Below are 16,232 nucleotides of genomic sequence, written 5' to 3'. Positions count from 1 at the left end.
TCGGAATCACCCCCCTTTTGCCCTCACAAAGGCCGCACCGATACTGGCGCGGCTCCTCACTGCGTGCCATCCTCACTCCCGTCTGCCGCAGAGTAGAGCATCTGCGGCGCCTTGGGCGCTGCTCCGCAGAGAGCAGCACGGACATAACAACAACAAACCGTCAAAGGGGCTTCACTCATATGCGTAAACCAGAACTCGCTGCAGCCATTGCTGAAAAAGCAGACCTCACCAAAGAGCAAGCCAACCGCGTTCTCAACGCCGTGCTTGAAGAAATCACCGGCGCCCTGCACCGCAAAGACAGCGTGACGCTGGTGGGCTTCGGCACCTTCCTGCAACGCCATCGTGGTGCCCGCACCGGCAAAAACCCGCAAACCGGTGAACCCGTCAAAATCAAGGCCAGCAACACTGTTGCGTTCAAGCCAGGCAAATCGTTGAAAGACAGCGTCAATCCATAATCCGTTTCACCTCGCGTACAGCGGGGAGCGGAATTAAAAATGGGCACGTCAACCGAAGTTGGGTGCCCATTTTTTATGCGCTCGACAAATCAACACCGGGCAGCTTTTATGGGTGCCATTCTCCGGTTGGACGCTCAGTCCAGCCGGCCTTGTTGCCTGGCGAGCGCCATCGCCATTTCCGGCGTCTCCAGGTCATCCAACACTCGTTCCACCATCAGTTGAACGCCATCAGCCATGCGACTCAAGGCAAGCGCTATGGAGTGATGGGGGCCGTCTACGTCGTCTGCCAGATCGGCCGCGATAGCGCTGATGGACCGCAAATCCTCGGATGCATTGGCAAGTAGTGCTTCAGTGGTGATCTCCGGGCAGACGCTGAAGAGCTGGCCGAAGCGCTCCGCAAATGGTTTTTTTGCTGGGGCGAAGTAGTGGTCCAGCGCGCGCTCAGCGGCCTTGTGGAGCCTCCTTGAATCGAGGTTTTCGTACGGTGACGCCGGGTCGGTTTCCGGCGCATATGACGTGACTTTGAGCATGGCATGGCTCTCTTTTGATTGAAGCGGCTACTGGCTCGCGACTGATTGGGTGAGGGGATCTGGACACTGCACGGTAGACCGACAGCTCAGGAACTTCCTGCGCACAGCAATGACCAAGCGCGCCCCGGACTGGCTGATGAGCCTTTGAGCGATGCAATTGCGGTGGACTGCAGGACTTCATTACCCATTTTCAGCACCGAATATGAAGTTACCGAGCAACTCCTACACCGACAAGACGGCGAATTCCGGCGTATCTGTAGACAAAGGCGCAGGGCGTTGTAGCTTTTGAGAGTTAATTCCAGCGTTGTTTAAACATATTTTTGTCAGGATTGTTTGGACAAGCCGCAAACCACCGGGTGAATTCGCAGTTGGTGCCGCAGCGGGTGTTTGCAGCGGTGTTTAGTCAGTGACTTGGTAGTCATCAGCGTCAAAAAATACCGCATCTTCTTCTAAAGCTACACAACAGTAGCGTTCTCGTTCGAAGCCGCTACACTGCGCCGGCCGTTCATTTTTCTTCTGAGGCTGTGCGCATGAAATTTCGCTTTCTGCTGTGGATGCTGGGTTTATTGATGGGTAAGGCCAGCCGGACCAATCCGGCGTTTCAGCAGCAGTTGGGTGACAAGGAGTTGGTGTTTCAGCTGCAAACCCTGGATGGCAAAGTGGCGCGGCATTTCCGCGTGAAGGACCAACGTATTACCAGTGCGTCCGGTGTGTATGCCGAACCGGCTTTTGCGATTGCCTTTAAAGATGCTGCTTATGGCTTCGCCACGATGCAGGCGAAGAACAAGCAGTTGGCGTTCATGACTGGGGTTCAGGACAAGTCGATTCAGATCAAGGGCAACCCGGCACTGGTGATGTGGTTCCAGGGCTTGACCAAGTATTTGAAGCCGAGGAAAGCCAAGCCGAAGGCTTGAGGTTTCTCAGCGCGATTGCGGTGGATTCATCGCGAGCAGGTTGGATCGCAGCAGCGCCGCGCCCACTGGATTCCGGTATCCAGTGGGAGCGGTTTTTTCAGGCCTGGCTGAACTGCGAAGCCAGTTCGCGCAGCAGCACTTCCGCTTCCAGCACTTTGCTGACGACGTCGTTGGCTTTTTCGCGGCTCAGGCCGAGGCGTTCGAGCAGCGCGTCGGGGATGTCTTCGTCGGGGCCTGAGCCGATGCCACGGCTGCGCAGCAGGCGTACCGACAGGCACACCAGGTTCGGGTACTCGGCGTAGGCGCCGTCGTAGGCCGGGTCGTTCTGGAAGCGCAGGGCGGTGGCCAGCTCTTCGGGCATGTCCCAGTAGCGCATCAGCCACGAGCCGATCTGTTCACGGCTGATGCCCAGCAGGTGCTGCTCGACGAAGCTGTGGCACAGGTGCGGGTTGACCTCCAGGTGGCGGCAGATCAGTGAGAAGTGCGGTGGGAACACGTGGGCCAGCAACAGGTAGCCGAAATTGTGCAACAGGCCCGCGAGGTAGGTCAGGCCGGCTTCGGGGCGCTGGGCGCGCGGCATGGCGCGGGTCAGGCCTTCGATGACGGCGGCGGTGTAGATCGACTGCTGCCAGTACGGCGTGGCGTGTTGCGGATGATCTTTGGGCAGGCTCAGGGTCTTGCCCAGGGCCAGGCCGAGTGCGAGGTTGATCACCAGGTCGAAACCCAGCACGCGCACGATGGCGTCTTCGACCGAGCGGATCTTGCCGGGCGAAGCGTAATACGGGGATGCGGCCCAGCTCACCACCTGGGCGGCCAACGCCGGGTCGGTTTCGACGACGCCGGTGATGTCGTCGATGGTGGCGTTGGGGTCGACGCGCAGTTTGATGATTTTTTGCGCTGTCTCGGCCAGTGGCGGAATTTCGATGGTGGCTTCCAGGCGCTGCTGGATGCGGCGCGCGGTGAACGCCTGGACGGCCTGGGTGATTTCCTCGCGGTCGTCGTCGGGGCGGTCGAGGTTCGGGCGAATGCTGCTCAGGTTCTCGCCGAAGTTGGCGGCGCTGGCCTTGTTGAGCATGCCCTTGAAGGCTTCGCTGGTGATTTCCAGCAGCACGCCCGGTTCGCCAGAGTTGACCAGCACTTTCGGTTCACGCAGCAGGCTTTCATCGTAGAGGCATGGTGAGCTGGTCAGCGCCGGCAGGCCGGGCAGCAGCGCCAGGCTGTGTTTGCCGAGCATCTTTTCCAGGCGCTCGGTGGGTACCGCGGTGAGGCGGCGGCCGGTGAGTTCGGTGAGTCGATTGAGGTCCAGCAGTTGGCTCTGCGGGAACAGCACCATCAGTGCGCCGACGCTGTCGTCGAGCAGTACGGCCTGCACTTTGCGTGCGGGATTGAGGCCGTGGTGGTCCAGGACTTCTTCATAGGCAATGCCCAACTTGCCCAGCAGCAGCCGTATAACCGACGGAGCGTGCGGGGGGGCGGGTGCGAAGGCAACTTCGGTCATAGTCTGTATCCGGGCTAAAACAATTGCAGGAGTATAACCAGCTTGCTTGGGGGTACGCTTCTGAAACTGTGACGCATTTCACACTTGGCCGTATTGCTGGCCATGGCGCAGCCAGCGGTCGAGCAGCGGGCTGACATGGGTCGGCCAGCGCTCGAGTAACGCCTGGGCGGCATCGCGTACAGCGGGCAGTAAATCGGCATCGCGCATCAGGTCGGCGACCTTGAATTGCAGCAGGCCGGTTTGCCGTGTGCCGAGCATTTCGCCGGGGCCACGCAGCTCCAGGTCCTTCTCGGCGATGACAAAACCGTCGTTGGTTTCACGCATGATGCCCAGGCGTTGCCGACCGATCTGCGACAGCGGCGGATGGTAGAGCAGCACGCAATGGCTGACCGCGCTGCCACGGCCGACTCGACCACGCAACTGGTGCAGCTGCGCCAGGCCCAGGCGCTCCGGGTTCTCGATGATCATCAGGCTGGCGTTGGGCACATCCACACCCACCTCGATCACGGTGGTGGCCACCAGCAGCTGCAGGTTGCCGGCCTTGAACTCGGCCATCACCGCCGCTTTTTCCGCAGGCTTCATACGCCCGTGGATCAGCCCGACCTTCAGTTCGCCGAGGGCGGCGGTGAGGTCTTCATAGGTGGTCTCGGCGGCCTGGCAGGTCAGCTCTTCCGACTCTTCGATCAGGGTGCACACCCAATAGGCCTGGCGCCCTTCGGCACAGGCGCTGCGCACCCGTTCGATGACTTCGACGCGCCGGGTGTCGGTGATCAGCACGGTATTGACCGGCGTTCGACCGGGCGGCAGTTCGTCGAGGATCGAGGTGTCGAGATCGGCGTAGGCGCTCATGGCCAGGGTGCGCGGAATGGGTGTCGCGGTCATGATCAGCTGGTGCGGGCACATGCGTCCGCCCACGCCTTTCTGGCGCAAGGCCAGGCGTTGCTGCACGCCGAATCGATGCTGCTCGTCGATGATCACCAGGGCCAGGTTCTTGAACTGCACTTCGTCCTGGAACAGCGCGTGGGTGCCGACCACCATGGGGGTGCCGCTGGCGATCTGATCCAGCGCGGCGACGCGGTTCTTGCCCTTGAGCTTGCCGGCTAGCCAGGCGACTTCGATGCCCAGCGGTTCGAGCCAGCGCTTGAAGGTGATGAAGTGTTGTTCGGCAAGAATCTCGGTGGGCGCCATCAGGGCGACCTGATAACCGGCTTCCAGCGCTTGCAGCGCAGCGAGGGCGGCGACCACGGTTTTACCGGCGCCCACATCGCCCTGGATCAGCCGCAGCATTGGCTCGTGCTGGCTGAGGTCGTAGGCGATTTCGTTGCCGACCCGTTGCTGCGCGCCCGTCGGGTTGAAGCCGAGATTGGCCAGGTATTTAGCCGGAAGTTGCGTGGCTTTGGGCATGGCCGGTGCGCGCAGCGAGCGCATGCTTTCACGCAGGCGCTGTTGTGACAGTTGGTGGGTCAGCAGTTCTTCGAAAGCCAGGCGGTGCTGTGCCCAGTGATGACCGAGGGCCAGTTCATCGACGTCGGCATCGGCGGGCGGGTTGTGCAGGTAGCGGATCGCGTCGGCCAGCGGCGCCAGTTGATAGTCGCGGGCCAACTCTTTGGGCAGCCAGTCGGGCAGGCTGCTCGGGCCGAGCAGGGTGAGGGTCTGCATGCACAACTGGCGCAAGCGCTGTTGGGTCAGGCCTTCGGTGAGCGGGTAGACCGGGGTCAGGGTTTCATCCACGGGCGGCGGCTCGTCGCCGGTGATGGCGCGGTATTCCGGGTGGTAGATTTCCAGCCCCGAAGCGCCGGGCCGCGCCTCACCGTAGCAACGAATGCGTGTGCCGCGTTTCAGGCCTTCTTTCTGCGCATTGCTGAAGTGATAGAAGCGCAGGCTGAGCCCGCCAGTGCCGTCCTGCAAGCGCACCACCAGGCTGCGCCGACGGCCCATGACCACGTCGGCACCGCTGACGGTGCCTTCGATGACCGCATCCTGACCCGGCCGCAGTGCACCGATCGGCACCACGCGGGTGCGGTCCTGATAGCGCAGGGGCAGATGAAACAGCACGTCCTGGAGGTTCTCCAGGCCAACCTTGGCCAGTTTCTCGGCCATGGCTTCGCCAACACCCTTGAGTGCCGTGACCGGCACTTGCGACAACTCGCTCATGACAACGGCTTAACCGGCAGCCACCGGTGCCGCGGGCTTGGCCACCGAGCACAGGCGAATGGAGTCGGCGAGAATTTCGATCGCTTTCGGACGCGGGAAGCTGGCGCGCCAGGCAATGGCCACGGTGCGATAAGGCGTTGGCGCCGACAAAGGTCGCACTTCAATCACGCCGGGGGCGTAGTGATGGCTGTCGACCGCCGACAGCGGCAGGATCGAGATGCCGAGGCCGGACGCAACCATGTGGCGAATGGTTTCCAGGGAGCTGGATTCCACCGTGGTGTGCTTGGCGCCGTCATTGCCTTTGGTCAGGGTCGGGCACGCTTCCAACACCTGATCGCGGAAGCAGTGGCCTTCGCCGAGCAGCAGCAGGCTCTTGTCGTTGAGCAGGCTGGCGTCGATGGACTCTTTCTGTGTCCAAGGGTGTTGGGCCGGCATCAGCACGTAGAACGGCTCGTCGTAGAGCTGCAGGGTCAGTACATCGGCTTCGCTGAACGGCAGGGCGATGATGATTGCGTCGAGTTCGCCGTTGCGCAGTTTGTCGCGCAGCACGTGGGTGAAGTTTTCTTCGATGTACAACGGCATCTGCGGGGCGACCCGGTGCAGTTGCGGAATCAGGTGCGGGAACAGGTACGGCCCGACGGTGTAGATCGCGCCGACTTTCAGCGGCGCGGTCAGCTGGTTCTTGCCGGCCTGGGCCAGCTCGCGGATGCCCTGGGCCTGCTCCAGGACCTTTTGCGCCTGGGCGACGATGCCTTCGCCAACCGGGGTCAGGCGCACGGCGCTTTTGCTGCGCTCAAAAATCAGCACACCGAGTTCGTCTTCAAGCTTTTTCACGCCCACCGACAGGGTCGGCTGACTGACGTGGCAACGCTCGGCCGCATGGCCGAAATGCTGCTCTTGGGCGAGGGTGACGATGTAGCGTAATTCTGTGAGGGTCATAGCAGGCGTCCATGAGTTTGCGAGCCAAGCATACCGGCTGCAATCGATAGACGCACGTTATCAGACTGAACGTGCAGGGCGACACCGGGTAATGCCGGTTTGCCGCTGGCAGATGAGCAAAAGGCACCTTTCGGTGCCTTTCAGGGGTGCAGCATGACCTTTGTGAGCGCCGGTTGATCAACGCCGGCGTTTCTCCAGCGAATAAACAAACGGTGCAACAATTTCGATCGAGCCGTTAGTCAGCATGTCGGCTGGCGGCTTGGGCAGCGGCTGGGCGCGGCGGATCATTTCCAGGGTAGCCCGGTCCAGATCGGCAGTGCCGGAAGCGCCCACCAGTTCGAACGACAACACGTTGCCTTCGCCGTCCACCACGAAGCGCAGACGGTTCATGCCTTCCTTGCCCCGCGCCTGGGCACTGGCAGGGTACTTTTTGTACTTCTGCAGGTGCGCAAGCAGTGTGCCTTGCCAGCTGGCCTTGGCCGCCAGTTGCGCTGGCGACGGGCCGGGTGCCGGCTGGGCGGATTTCTCCGTCGGTGCCTGCGTCGGCTGGGTATCGGCAGGCTTCTCTTCCGAGGGTTTTTCCTTCGGCGGATCAGGCTTCTTTTCTACCGGTTTGGGCGGCTGAGGCTTGGGCTTGGGTTTGACCGGCTTGGGCACGGCAATTTCGGCTTTCGGCGCTTCGGCGAGCTTCGGAATCGGCAGTTCTTCAACCGGAGCCGGTGGCTGCGGCGGGGTGACGACTTTCGGCGGAGCAGGCGGTGGCGGGGCCGGAACCGGCGCCAGTTCGACCATCATTGCCTGAGGCGGCAACTCGATGGGCGGACGGGCAGTCCAGTTCAACGCCAGCGCAATGGCCAGCGCGTGAACACCCAGCACGATTGCCAGGCTACCGCTGTAACGCGTCAGCTTATGGCGCGTCGTGATCATTTCTTGACTGCCGACTCGAGACCGACCAGACCCACCTTCAGGTATCCGGCGGAACGCAGATTGTCCATCACGCTCATCAGGTCGCCGTAGTCCACGCCTTTATCGGCCTGGAAGAAGATCGTCGTGTCTTTCTTGCCCTGGGTCTTGGCGTCGAGGGTGGCGCCGAGGGCTTCGGCTTTCACTTCTTCTTCGCCGAGGAACAGGCGTTGGTCAGCCTTGACGCTGAGGAACACCGGCTTCTCCGGCCGCGGCGCCGGTTTGGCGGTCGAGGCGGGCAGGTCAACCTTGATGTCCACAGTGGCCAGCGGGGCGGCCACCATGAAGATGATCAACAACACCAGCATTACGTCGATGAATGGCGTGACGTTGATTTCGTGGTTTTCGGACAGATCGTCGTCTGCCCCTTCTTTCAAATGCAGGCCCATGGCCGATTACCCCACTTTCACCATGTGCGGTTGCGAGCTGCGCTCAGGCTGGTGGTCGAGGTCACGGCTGACCAGCAGCAGAACCTGCGCCGACGCGTCGGACACCTGGGCCTTGTAACCGGCGATGGAGCGGGCGAAGACGTTGTAGATCACGACCGCTGGAATCGCTGCAACCAGACCCAGTGCAGTTGCCAGCAAGGCTTCGGCGATACCGGGGGCGACGACGGCGAGGTTGGTGGTCTGGGTTTTGGCGATGCCGATGAAGCTGTTCATGATGCCCCACACGGTGCCGAACAGGCCGACGAAGGGCGCGGTGGAGCCGATAGTGGCCAGCACGCCGGTGCCGCTGCTCATGTTGCGGCCGCAAGCGGCTACCAGGCGTTCGAGACGGAAGCTGACGCGCTCCTTGATGCCTTCTTTTTCGCGGCTGTTGACCGACAGGCGCATCTCTTCGAGGGCGTCATGGACCAACAGGTTGGCCAGAGTGCCTTCCTTCGCCGCGGTGACGCTGGCTTCCTTGAGAGAAGCGGATTTTTTCAGCTGGGCGATTTCACCGCGCAGACGACGCTTGGCGCCGATCAGCTCAAAGCCCTTGGCGATCCAGATGGTCCAGGTGATGATCGAGGCAATGGCCAGGCCGATCATCACGATTTTCACGATGATGTCGGCATTCTTGTACATGCCCCACGGCGACAGGTCATGGGCCATGCCCAGGGTGTTGTCGGCCTCGAGGACTTCAGGCACCTCTTCACCCAATGCGTCTGCCGGCACTGCCTGAGCAGGATCGGTCGCGGTTGGGGTCACGGCCGGTGCCGCGTGATCGGCCGGAGCGGGCGTTGCGGCAGCGGCCGCAGTGGCTGGCGCCTGGGCATCAGCGAAAGCGGCGACAGGGGCCAGCATCAGGCTGAGAAGCAGGGCGGCCACCGCGCTCCAGGCGCGAGGTCGTTTGGTTGGCGAAGCGGGGAATTGATTGCGTGTCATGCTGGCCGGACCTGAGAGAAAAAAACGGGTGATGTTCTTCCAGGCCTCGAAGGCCGAGAACAAAAGTGGCACGCATTATTGCAAGTAATTCTTGTTAACAGAAGTAATAGCGTCTCTTTTTTTCCTGCATTGCTAGCCGCTCGTCTATTGCCGGCGCTAGTCTGTGGCTTTCCGATAGGAGTTTTTTGATGTCTGCGCCTTCTGTTTTGATCGCTGGCTGTGGTGATGTCGGCAGCCGTCTGGCTACGCAATTGTTGGCTGCAGGCTGGGAGGTTCATGGCCTTCGCCGCGATATTTCGCGCCTGCCAAAGGGTGTCATCGGGGTCGCCGGTGACTTGTTCGACAAGGAGTGCCCAGCCACCTGGCCAATCGGCGCGGTGGATTACGTGGTGTATTGCGCAGCAGCCACCGTGCACGATGAAGCCGGTTACCGTGCCGCTTATGTGCAGGGGCTGGAGCACGTGCTTGAGTGGCTGAGCGACTACGGACAGGAGCCCAGCCGGCTGCTGTTCGTTTCCAGCAGCAGTGTTTATGGGCAGAAGAACGGCGAGTGGGTCGACGAGACGTCACCGACCCAGGCTTCGGGTTATTCGGGGCAAGTGATGCTCGAAGCCGAGCAGGTTGCGCTCAAAAGCGGTATTCCGGCCAGCGTGGTGCGTTTGACCGGCATCTACGGTCCGGGCCGTGAATGGCTGCTGACCCAGGTGCGTCAGGGTTATCGCGTGGTGGTTGACCCGCCGTTGTACGCCAACCGCATTCATGCCGACGATGCAGCCGGATTGTTGGCGTTTCTGCTTGAGGCGGATCGGCAGGGTGCCGCGCTGGATAACTACTACATCGGTGTCGACGATGAGCCCGCAGCGCTGGCGGATGTGGTGGATTGGTTGCGTGGGTATCTGGGCGTCACGGAATGGGCAGAAGACGCGAGCGTGCGTCGCACGGGCAGCAAGCGTTGCAGTAATGCACGGACGAAGGCCTTGGGCTGGAAGCCGACCTATCCAAGTTTTCGCGAGGGGTATGCGGCGGTGCTGGAAGCGAAAAGCTGACGATCAATCACCGAAAAACACATGTGGGAGCGAGCTCCCACATTGTTTCAGTGCCGAAAGCGCATGTTTACTGTTTTTCCAGCAACCACTTGCGCTCACCTGGCATGAACGAAGGCATTTCATCCGCCTGCGCTCTGTTCACCGCCTGGAAGATCTCCAGCTCTTTGCCCTTGCGAGTGAAGATCCAGGGGCTGCCCTGGCCGTTGAATTGCAGCCACATGTTGTCGTTGCCGCCGCTCATGGAGGCGCAATCGCCCGCCAGGCACAGGGCGTAGCGATCACTGTCTGGCAGACCGGTCACCTGGCCGTCAGCCTGGAACTGCACGGTATTGCCTTCGCCCGGGCCGCTGAGGATTTTCCAGCTGCCACCCATGTAGGCGGAATACAGCGCGCGCTCAAAGCTGGCGCCAATCGGCGCACCTTCCGGTACCGGAATCAGTGCGCGGTCGAAGACTTGTGCCGCTTCATTCTCGGTGGCGGACTGGCTCAGTTGTTTGCCATCACGCTTCAGCTCACTGCTGGAGCTGCCATAAAAGTCGACTTTCCAGGCGCCGGACTCTTCGCCCAGTAGCTTGCCTTCGACATTTTCAAAACCGTTGGTGTAGCGGGCCTGACCGGCCTTGGTGTTGACGTCCCATTCCAGGTTCGGGCCATAGGTCTGGAGCGCTTCGCGCAGGGGGACACCTTTGGATGCCGCATCGATTGCCACCTGGTTGATCCAGGTGCCACTGATATCACGATCGGCAGGGTTGCTGGCACATCCGCCCAGGAACAGGGCGAGCAGCGAGAGAGCAAGCGCTTTGCGCATGGTGGAATCCTTTCAAGCTTTCTTTACAGCAGAGCAGTCGGCGCAGCCCGGGGCTGCGCCGTACGCATTACTCGATGACCAGGATGGCATCCATTTCAACCTGCGAACCCTTCGGCAGGGCGGCAACGCCGATGGCGGCGCGGGCTGGGTAAGGCTGATCGAAGTACTTGCCCATGATCTCATTGACCTTGGCGAAGTGGCTCAGGTCGGTGAGGAAGATGTTCAGCTTGACGATGTCCTTGAACGAACCGCCGGCGGCTTCAGCCACGGCCTTGAGGTTCTCGAACACCTGGACGGTCTGGGCTTCGAAGCCTTCAACCAGTTCCATGGTTTTCGGGTCCAGGGGAATCTGGCCCGACATGTAGACAGTGTTGCCAGCCTTGATCGCCTGGGAGTAAGTACCGATGGCGGCTGGGGCCTTGTCGCTGGTGATAACGGTCTTGGTCATGAATGACTCCTTGTAAGAGTGGGCTTATGCACGCATGCGGGTAATGCGGATCACCCCGGTCAGTGCGCGCAGTTTCTTGATCACGCGGGCCAGGTGCACACGGTCGTGCACGCTGACCACCAACTGAACCACGCTGATGCGACCATCGCGTTCGTCCATGCTGATTTTTTCGATGTTGCCGTCGGCCGCGTTGACGCTGCTGGCCAGCAGGGCGATCAGGCCACGCTGGTGTTCCAGCTCGACGCGCAATTCGACGTTGAATTCGCCGGTGACATCCTTGGCCCAGGAGAGCTGGATGCATTTTTCCGGGTTGTGGCGGATTTCGCTGATGTTACGGCAGTTGTCCAGGTGCACGACCATGCCTTTTCCGGCAGACAGATGGCCGACAATCGGGTCGCCGGGAATCGGCGTGCAGCACTTGGCGTAGCTGAGTACCAGGCCTTCGGTGCCGCGAATGGCCAGCGGACCTTCCGGGCTGGGCAACTGTTCGCCTTCGCCGAGCAGTCGACGTGCCACCACATAGGCCATGCGATTGCCCAGGCCGATGTCTTCCAGCAAGTCTTCGATCAGTTCCAGGCGGTATTCGGCAAGCATCGCCTGAATACGTTCGGCGGGGATTTTCTCCAGCGCACTGTCGAAGCCGTTGAGGACCTTGTTCAGCAGGCGCTCGCCGAGGCTGATGGATTCGGAGCGGCGTTGCAGCTTCAACGCATGGCGGATGTGCGTACGAGCCTTGCCGGTGACCACGAAGTTGAGCCAGGCCGGGTTCGGCCGTGCCCCCGGCGCGCTGACAATCTCGACCGTGGAGCCGCTTTGCAGGGGTTCGGACAGCGGTGCGAGGCGGCGGTTGATCCGGCAGGCAATGCAACTGTTGCCGACGTCGGTGTGCACCGCGTAGGCGAAGTCGACCGCCGTGGAGCCTTTGGGCAGCTCCATGATCCGGCCTTTGGGCGTGAACACGTAGACCTCGTCCGGGAACAGGTCGATCTTCACGCTTTCGATGAATTCCAGCGAGTTGCCGGCACGTTGCTGCATTTCCAGCACGCCTTTGACCCACTGGCGGGCGCGGGCGTGAGTGCCTTTCGGTTGTTCGTCGCCGCTGGATTTGTACAGCCAATGGGCAGCGATGCCGTTGTTGGCCATCTCCTCCATTTCACGGGTGCGGATCTGGATCTCGATCGGAACACCGTGCATGCCGAACAGCGTGGTGTGCAGCGACTGATAGCCGTTGGCCTTGGGAATCGCGATGTAATCCTTGAAGCGACCCGGCAACGGCTTGTACAGATTATGTACAGCACCCAGCACGCGGTAGCAGGTATCGACCTTGTCGACGATGATCCGGAACGCGTAGACGTCCATGATCTCGTTGAAGGCCCGGCGCTTGCCACGCATTTTCTTGTAGATGCCGTAGAGGTGTTTCTGGCGACCGCTGACCTCGCCCTGGATGCCGTCGATGGCCAGGCAGTGGCTCAAGGATTCTTCGATCTTGTTGACGATTTCCTTGCGGTTGCCCCGGGCGCGTTTGACCGCCTGGTAGATCCGCGCGGAACGCATCGGGTGCATGGCCTTGAAGCCGAGGTCTTCGAACTCTATGCGAATGGCGTGCATGCCCAGCCGGTTGGCGATGGGTGCATAGATTTCCAGGGTTTCCTTGGCGATACGTCGGCGTTTTTCGCCGGACAGCACTTCCAGCGTGCGCATGTTGTGCAGGCGGTCGGCCAGCTTGACCAGGATCACACGAATATCGCGCGCCATGGCCATGGCCATCTTCTGGAAGTTTTCGGCCTGGGCTTCAGCCTTGGTCTCGAAGTTCATCTGGGTCAGCTTGCTGACCCCGTCGACCAGTTCGGCCACGGTTTCGCCGAACTGCGCTTGCAGCGCTTCCTTGGCAATGCCGGTGTCTTCGATTACGTCATGCAGCATCGCAGCCATCAGGCTCTGATGGTCCATGTGCATATCGGCAAGAATATTTGCCACCGCAAGAGGGTGCGTGACGTACGCCTCGCCGCTGCGGCGGCGCTGGCCGTCGTGGGCTTGTTCGGCGTAGAAATACGCTCGGCGGACCAGGTTGACCTGGTCCGTGCCGAGGTAGGTCGATAAGCGATCGGCGAGGGCGTCTATGCTCGGCATGATGTCTCCTGCCGTAAGCTGTGATCCCGCGCCGTGCTACGTCGACCAGGCATAGGCTTAGACGGCCTCGTTGGACTCGTCCTCGAATGCAGCGAAAAGCGGTTCATCTTCAACGATTTCGGCTTCGGCGATGGCTGCGTAGTCGATCAGGCCTTCAGCGATTTCGCGCAGGGCGACAACGGTAGGCTTGTCGTTTTCCCAGGCTACTTTCGGCTCTTTGCCGCCGGTGGCCAGTTGACGGGCACGCTTGGTAGAGAGCATGACCAGCTCAAAGCGGTTATCCACGTGTTCTAGGCAGTCTTCAACGGTTACGCGGGCCATGGTCTTCCTCGTAGCAAATGCAATATGCGCGCTGCCCGGATGGGCGAGCGGACTCAACAGTTTAAAAAATCACCAGCGATTAGGGAAGCGCTGATTTTTTGACCAAGCCCTTCAACGCGCTGCAAGTGCCAATGTAAAGCCCTTGCAGCTGTTTTGGGAAGAGCTGTTTAACCGAGCAATTCGGCCAGCAATTTGCCGTGACGCTGCTGCTGGCGCTTCTGAATCAGCTGATTGGCGCGGAAAATCGCCTTCAGATCGTCCAGTGCATGGGCGAAATCGTCATTGATGATCAGGTAGTCGTAGTCGACATAGTGGCTCATCTCGCTGACCGCCTCGCGCATACGGCCGTCGATGATCTCGTCGCTGTCCTGGCCGCGGTTGGTCAGGCGCTGGTGCAGGGCCTGTAGCGATGGCGGCAGGATGAAAATCGAGCGGGCCTGCGGCATCAACTTGCGAACCTGCTCGGCACCTTGCCAGTCGATTTCCAGAATCAGGTCGTGGCCTTCGTCCAGGGTCTGTTGCAGATGGCTTTGCGAAGTGCCGTAGAGGTTGCCGAAGACTTCGGCACGCTCCAGGAAATCGCCGTGTTCGATCATCTTCACGAACTCGCTGCGCTCGACGAAGTGGTAATTCACCCCGTTCACTTCACCTGGGCGCATGGAGCGGGTGGTGTGGGAAATCGAGACGCGGATTTCCGGATTGGCGTCGGTCAGGGCCTTGACCAGGCTGCTTTTGCCCGCGCCGGAGGGGGCGGAAATGATGTACAGGGTGCCGGTGCTGTGGGTCATGTCGGTTTTGCCTTACTCAATATTCTGCACTTGTTCGCGCATCTGCTCGATCAACACCTTGAGGTTGACCGCAGCCTGGGTGCTGCGCGGGTCGAAGGCTTTGGAGCCCAGTGTGTTGGCTTCGCGGTTGAGCTCTTGCATCAGGAAATCCAGGCGGCGCCCGGCCGCACCACCGGACTTGAGCACCCGGCGAACTTCGATGATGTGAGTGCTCAGGCGATCCAGTTCTTCGGCGACGTCGCTTTTTTGCGCGAGCATGACCATTTCCTGCTCGAGACGCTGCGGATCCATCTCGGCTTTCATGTCGGCAAAGCGGTCGAGGACTTTCTGGCGCTGGGTGGCGAGCATCTGCGGGATCAGTTCGCGCAGGGTCACCACGTCTTCTTCGATGGAGGTCAGGCGCTCGTTGATCAAGCGTGCCAGCTCCGCGCCTTCGCGCTCGCGGCCGGCCTTCAGCTCCTTGAGACCTTGATTGAACAGCGCCAGTGCTTCGGCATTCAGCGCTTGCGGATCCGTCGCGTCGCCGACCAATACGCCAGGCCAGGCCAGCACTTCCAGCGGGTTCAACGGCGCCGGGTTGTTGATCAGTCCGGCAATGGTTTCGGCAGCGGCGACCAGCTGCGCCGCGCGTGCCTGGTCAATCTGCAGGGCCTTGCCGGTGTTTTCCTCGGTGAAGCGCAGGGTGCACTCGAGCTTGCCCCGCGAAACGCCCTGACGCAGGGCTTCGCGTACGGCTCCTTCGAGGTCGCGGAAGGTTTCCGGCAGGCGCAGGTGCGGCTCAAGGTAGCGGCTGTTGACCGAGCGCAGTTCCCAGCTCAAGGTGCCCTGGGCGCCGGCTTTTTCGACGCGGGCGAAGGCGGTCATGCTGTGCACCATGGCGGTACCTCACAATGCAGATCGGCACAGAACAGCGGTTCCGGGAATCCGATATCAATGAATTAAAGCCGACTGGCAGCAAAGGCGCAGGATTGTAGCGCAGTGGCGCGGATGCGCCCAAATACCGGGCCTGACAAACGCTTGCAAACCTTTGCCGGTACGCGGTCCAGAGCCCTCGGTCGTCGGGGGATTTTTTTAAGAAGTGCCCAGTGACGGTCGGCGGCTCTATAATGCTCGGCAGTTTTCCGTCCCCAGTACAGGTATTCCCTATGATACGTCCAAGTGGTCGCGCTGCCGATCAGCTCCGCTCGATCCGCATTACCCGCAACTACACCAAACACGCCGAGGGTTCTGTACTGGTCGAGTTCGGTGATACCAAGGTTATCTGCACCGTCAGCGTTGAGCCGGGCGTGCCACGTTTCCTCAAGGGTCAGGGCCAGGGTTGGTTGACCGCCGAATACGGCATGCTGCCGCGTGCCACCGGCGAGCGTAACCAGCGTGAAGCCAGCCGTGGCAAGCAGGGCGGTCGCACCCTGGAAATCCAGCGTCTGATCGGTCGCTCCCTGCGCGCTGCGCTGGACATGTCCAAGCTCGGTGACGTGACCCTGTACGTCGACTGCGACGTGATCCAGGCCGATGGCGGTACCCGCACGGCCTCTATCACCGGCTCCATGGTTGCCTTGATCGATGCGCTGAAAGTGATCAAGAAGCGTGGCGGCCTGAAGGCTGGCGACCCGGTCAAGCAGATGATCGCAGCCGTCTCCGTGGGCATGTACAAGGGCGAGCCGGTGCTTGACCTCGACTACCTCGAAGATTCGGCCGCCGAGACCGATCTGAACGTGGTGATGACCAGCGCTGGCGGTTTCATCGAAGTCCAGGGCACTGCCGAAGGCGCGCCGTTCCAGCCTGAAGAGCTGAACGCGATGCTGGAGCTGGCGAAAAAGGGCATGAACGAAATTTTTGAACTGCAGAAGGCTGCACTGGCCGACTGA

General features: G+C 61.1%; 17 protein-coding genes. 4 read left to right on the top strand and 13 right to left on the bottom strand.

Translation table 11 applies throughout. From position 1 onward, the window contains the following. Positions 1-179: 179 nt before the first annotated feature. Entirely contained in the window at positions 180-455 is a 276-nt protein-coding gene (locus tag EIY72_RS06600; RefSeq protein ID WP_003213368.1) for an HU family DNA-binding protein, read from the top strand. A gap of 134 nt (positions 456-589) precedes the next feature. Here EIY72_RS06600 and EIY72_RS06595 read toward each other — a convergent pair whose 3' ends face one another. Beyond that, the gene (locus tag EIY72_RS06595; protein ID WP_093228545.1) at positions 590-985 is read right to left on the bottom strand and encodes a DUF6124 family protein; all 396 of its coding nucleotides are present in this window, start codon (positions 983-985) and stop codon (positions 590-592) included. 530 nt (positions 986-1,515) lie between these two features. On the opposite strand from EIY72_RS06595, the gene EIY72_RS06590 reads away from it, so the two are divergent. Next, positions 1,516-1,899, top strand: coding sequence for an SCP2 sterol-binding domain-containing protein (locus EIY72_RS06590; RefSeq protein WP_093228548.1), 384 nt, complete (start codon positions 1,516-1,518; stop codon positions 1,897-1,899). 97 nt (positions 1,900-1,996) lie between these two features. Here EIY72_RS06590 and EIY72_RS06585 read toward each other — a convergent pair whose 3' ends face one another. The 6 genes from EIY72_RS06585 to exbB all read right to left on the bottom strand — a co-directional run bounded on the left by EIY72_RS06585 (position 1,997) and on the right by exbB (position 8,823). Then, complete coding sequence (locus EIY72_RS06585; RefSeq protein WP_093228551.1) at positions 1,997-3,397, bottom strand: aminoacyl-tRNA deacylase and HDOD domain-containing protein; 1,401 nt, start codon at positions 3,395-3,397, stop codon at positions 1,997-1,999. Positions 3,398-3,475: 78 nt separating this feature from the next. Continuing rightward, positions 3,476-5,551 carry an ATP-dependent DNA helicase RecG gene (gene recG / locus EIY72_RS06580; RefSeq protein ID WP_093228554.1) on the bottom strand — a complete coding sequence of 692 codons (2,076 nt, stop codon included), beginning with the start codon at positions 5,549-5,551 and terminating at the stop codon, positions 3,476-3,478. Between the two features lie 9 nt (positions 5,552-5,560). Further along, positions 5,561-6,490 carry a hydrogen peroxide-inducible genes activator gene (locus tag EIY72_RS06575; RefSeq protein ID WP_093228557.1) on the bottom strand — a complete coding sequence of 310 codons (930 nt, stop codon included), beginning with the start codon at positions 6,488-6,490 and terminating at the stop codon, positions 5,561-5,563. A gap of 177 nt (positions 6,491-6,667) precedes the next feature. After that, on the bottom strand, positions 6,668-7,417 hold the full coding sequence (locus EIY72_RS06570) for a TonB family protein (protein WP_093228560.1): 750 nt from the start codon (positions 7,415-7,417) through the stop codon (positions 6,668-6,670). Continuing rightward, on the bottom strand, positions 7,414-7,842 hold the full coding sequence (exbD, locus tag EIY72_RS06565) for a TonB system transport protein ExbD (protein WP_093228563.1): 429 nt from the start codon (positions 7,840-7,842) through the stop codon (positions 7,414-7,416). Before exbD ends, EIY72_RS06570 begins: the two co-directional genes overlap by 4 nt. A 6-nt stretch (positions 7,843-7,848) precedes the next feature. Then, on the bottom strand, positions 7,849-8,823 hold the full coding sequence (gene exbB / locus EIY72_RS06560) for a tonB-system energizer ExbB (RefSeq protein WP_093230781.1): 975 nt from the start codon (positions 8,821-8,823) through the stop codon (positions 7,849-7,851). A gap of 188 nt (positions 8,824-9,011) precedes the next feature. Here exbB and EIY72_RS06555 point away from each other — a divergent pair, with 188 nt between their 5' ends. Further along, positions 9,012-9,869: an SDR family oxidoreductase gene (locus EIY72_RS06555; RefSeq protein ID WP_093228567.1), complete on the top strand. Its 858-nt coding sequence runs from the start codon at positions 9,012-9,014 to the stop codon at positions 9,867-9,869. Positions 9,870-9,936: 67 nt separating this feature from the next. On the opposite strand, the gene EIY72_RS06550 is transcribed toward EIY72_RS06555, so the two are convergent. From EIY72_RS06550 to EIY72_RS06525, 6 genes are all read right to left on the bottom strand, one after another. After that, complete coding sequence (locus EIY72_RS06550; RefSeq protein ID WP_093228570.1) at positions 9,937-10,677, bottom strand: hypothetical protein; 741 nt, start codon at positions 10,675-10,677, stop codon at positions 9,937-9,939. 67 nt (positions 10,678-10,744) lie between these two features. Further along, the gene (locus EIY72_RS06545) at positions 10,745-11,125 is read right to left on the bottom strand and encodes a RidA family protein (RefSeq protein WP_003229509.1); all 381 of its coding nucleotides are present in this window, start codon (positions 11,123-11,125) and stop codon (positions 10,745-10,747) included. Between the two features lie 24 nt (positions 11,126-11,149). Continuing rightward, a complete protein-coding gene (gene spoT / locus EIY72_RS06540; RefSeq protein ID WP_093228572.1) occupies positions 11,150-13,255 on the bottom strand; it encodes a bifunctional GTP diphosphokinase/guanosine-3',5'-bis pyrophosphate 3'-pyrophosphohydrolase in 2,106 nt (701 codons plus the stop codon). 57 nt (positions 13,256-13,312) lie between these two features. Beyond that, positions 13,313-13,576 carry a DNA-directed RNA polymerase subunit omega gene (rpoZ, locus tag EIY72_RS06535; RefSeq protein ID WP_007921129.1) on the bottom strand — a complete coding sequence of 88 codons (264 nt, stop codon included), beginning with the start codon at positions 13,574-13,576 and terminating at the stop codon, positions 13,313-13,315. 167 nt (positions 13,577-13,743) lie between these two features. Further along, entirely contained in the window at positions 13,744-14,364 is a 621-nt protein-coding gene (gmk, locus tag EIY72_RS06530; RefSeq protein WP_093228574.1) for a guanylate kinase, read from the bottom strand. Positions 14,365-14,376: 12 nt separating this feature from the next. Continuing rightward, positions 14,377-15,240, bottom strand: coding sequence for a YicC/YloC family endoribonuclease (locus EIY72_RS06525; RefSeq protein ID WP_093228577.1), 864 nt, complete (start codon positions 15,238-15,240; stop codon positions 14,377-14,379). A 269-nt stretch (positions 15,241-15,509) separates the two neighbouring features. Between EIY72_RS06525 and rph the strand changes: the two genes are divergently transcribed. Next, the gene (gene rph / locus EIY72_RS06520) at positions 15,510-16,232 is read left to right on the top strand and encodes a ribonuclease PH (RefSeq protein ID WP_093228580.1); all 723 of its coding nucleotides are present in this window, start codon (positions 15,510-15,512) and stop codon (positions 16,230-16,232) included.

The sequence above is a fragment of the Pseudomonas vancouverensis genome, assembly GCF_004348895.1.
Lineage (GTDB): Bacteria > Pseudomonadota > Gammaproteobacteria > Pseudomonadales > Pseudomonadaceae > Aquipseudomonas > Aquipseudomonas vancouverensis.
The sequence above is the reverse complement of the archived record's forward strand: the minus strand, read 5'-3'. Positions and strand labels throughout refer to the sequence as shown.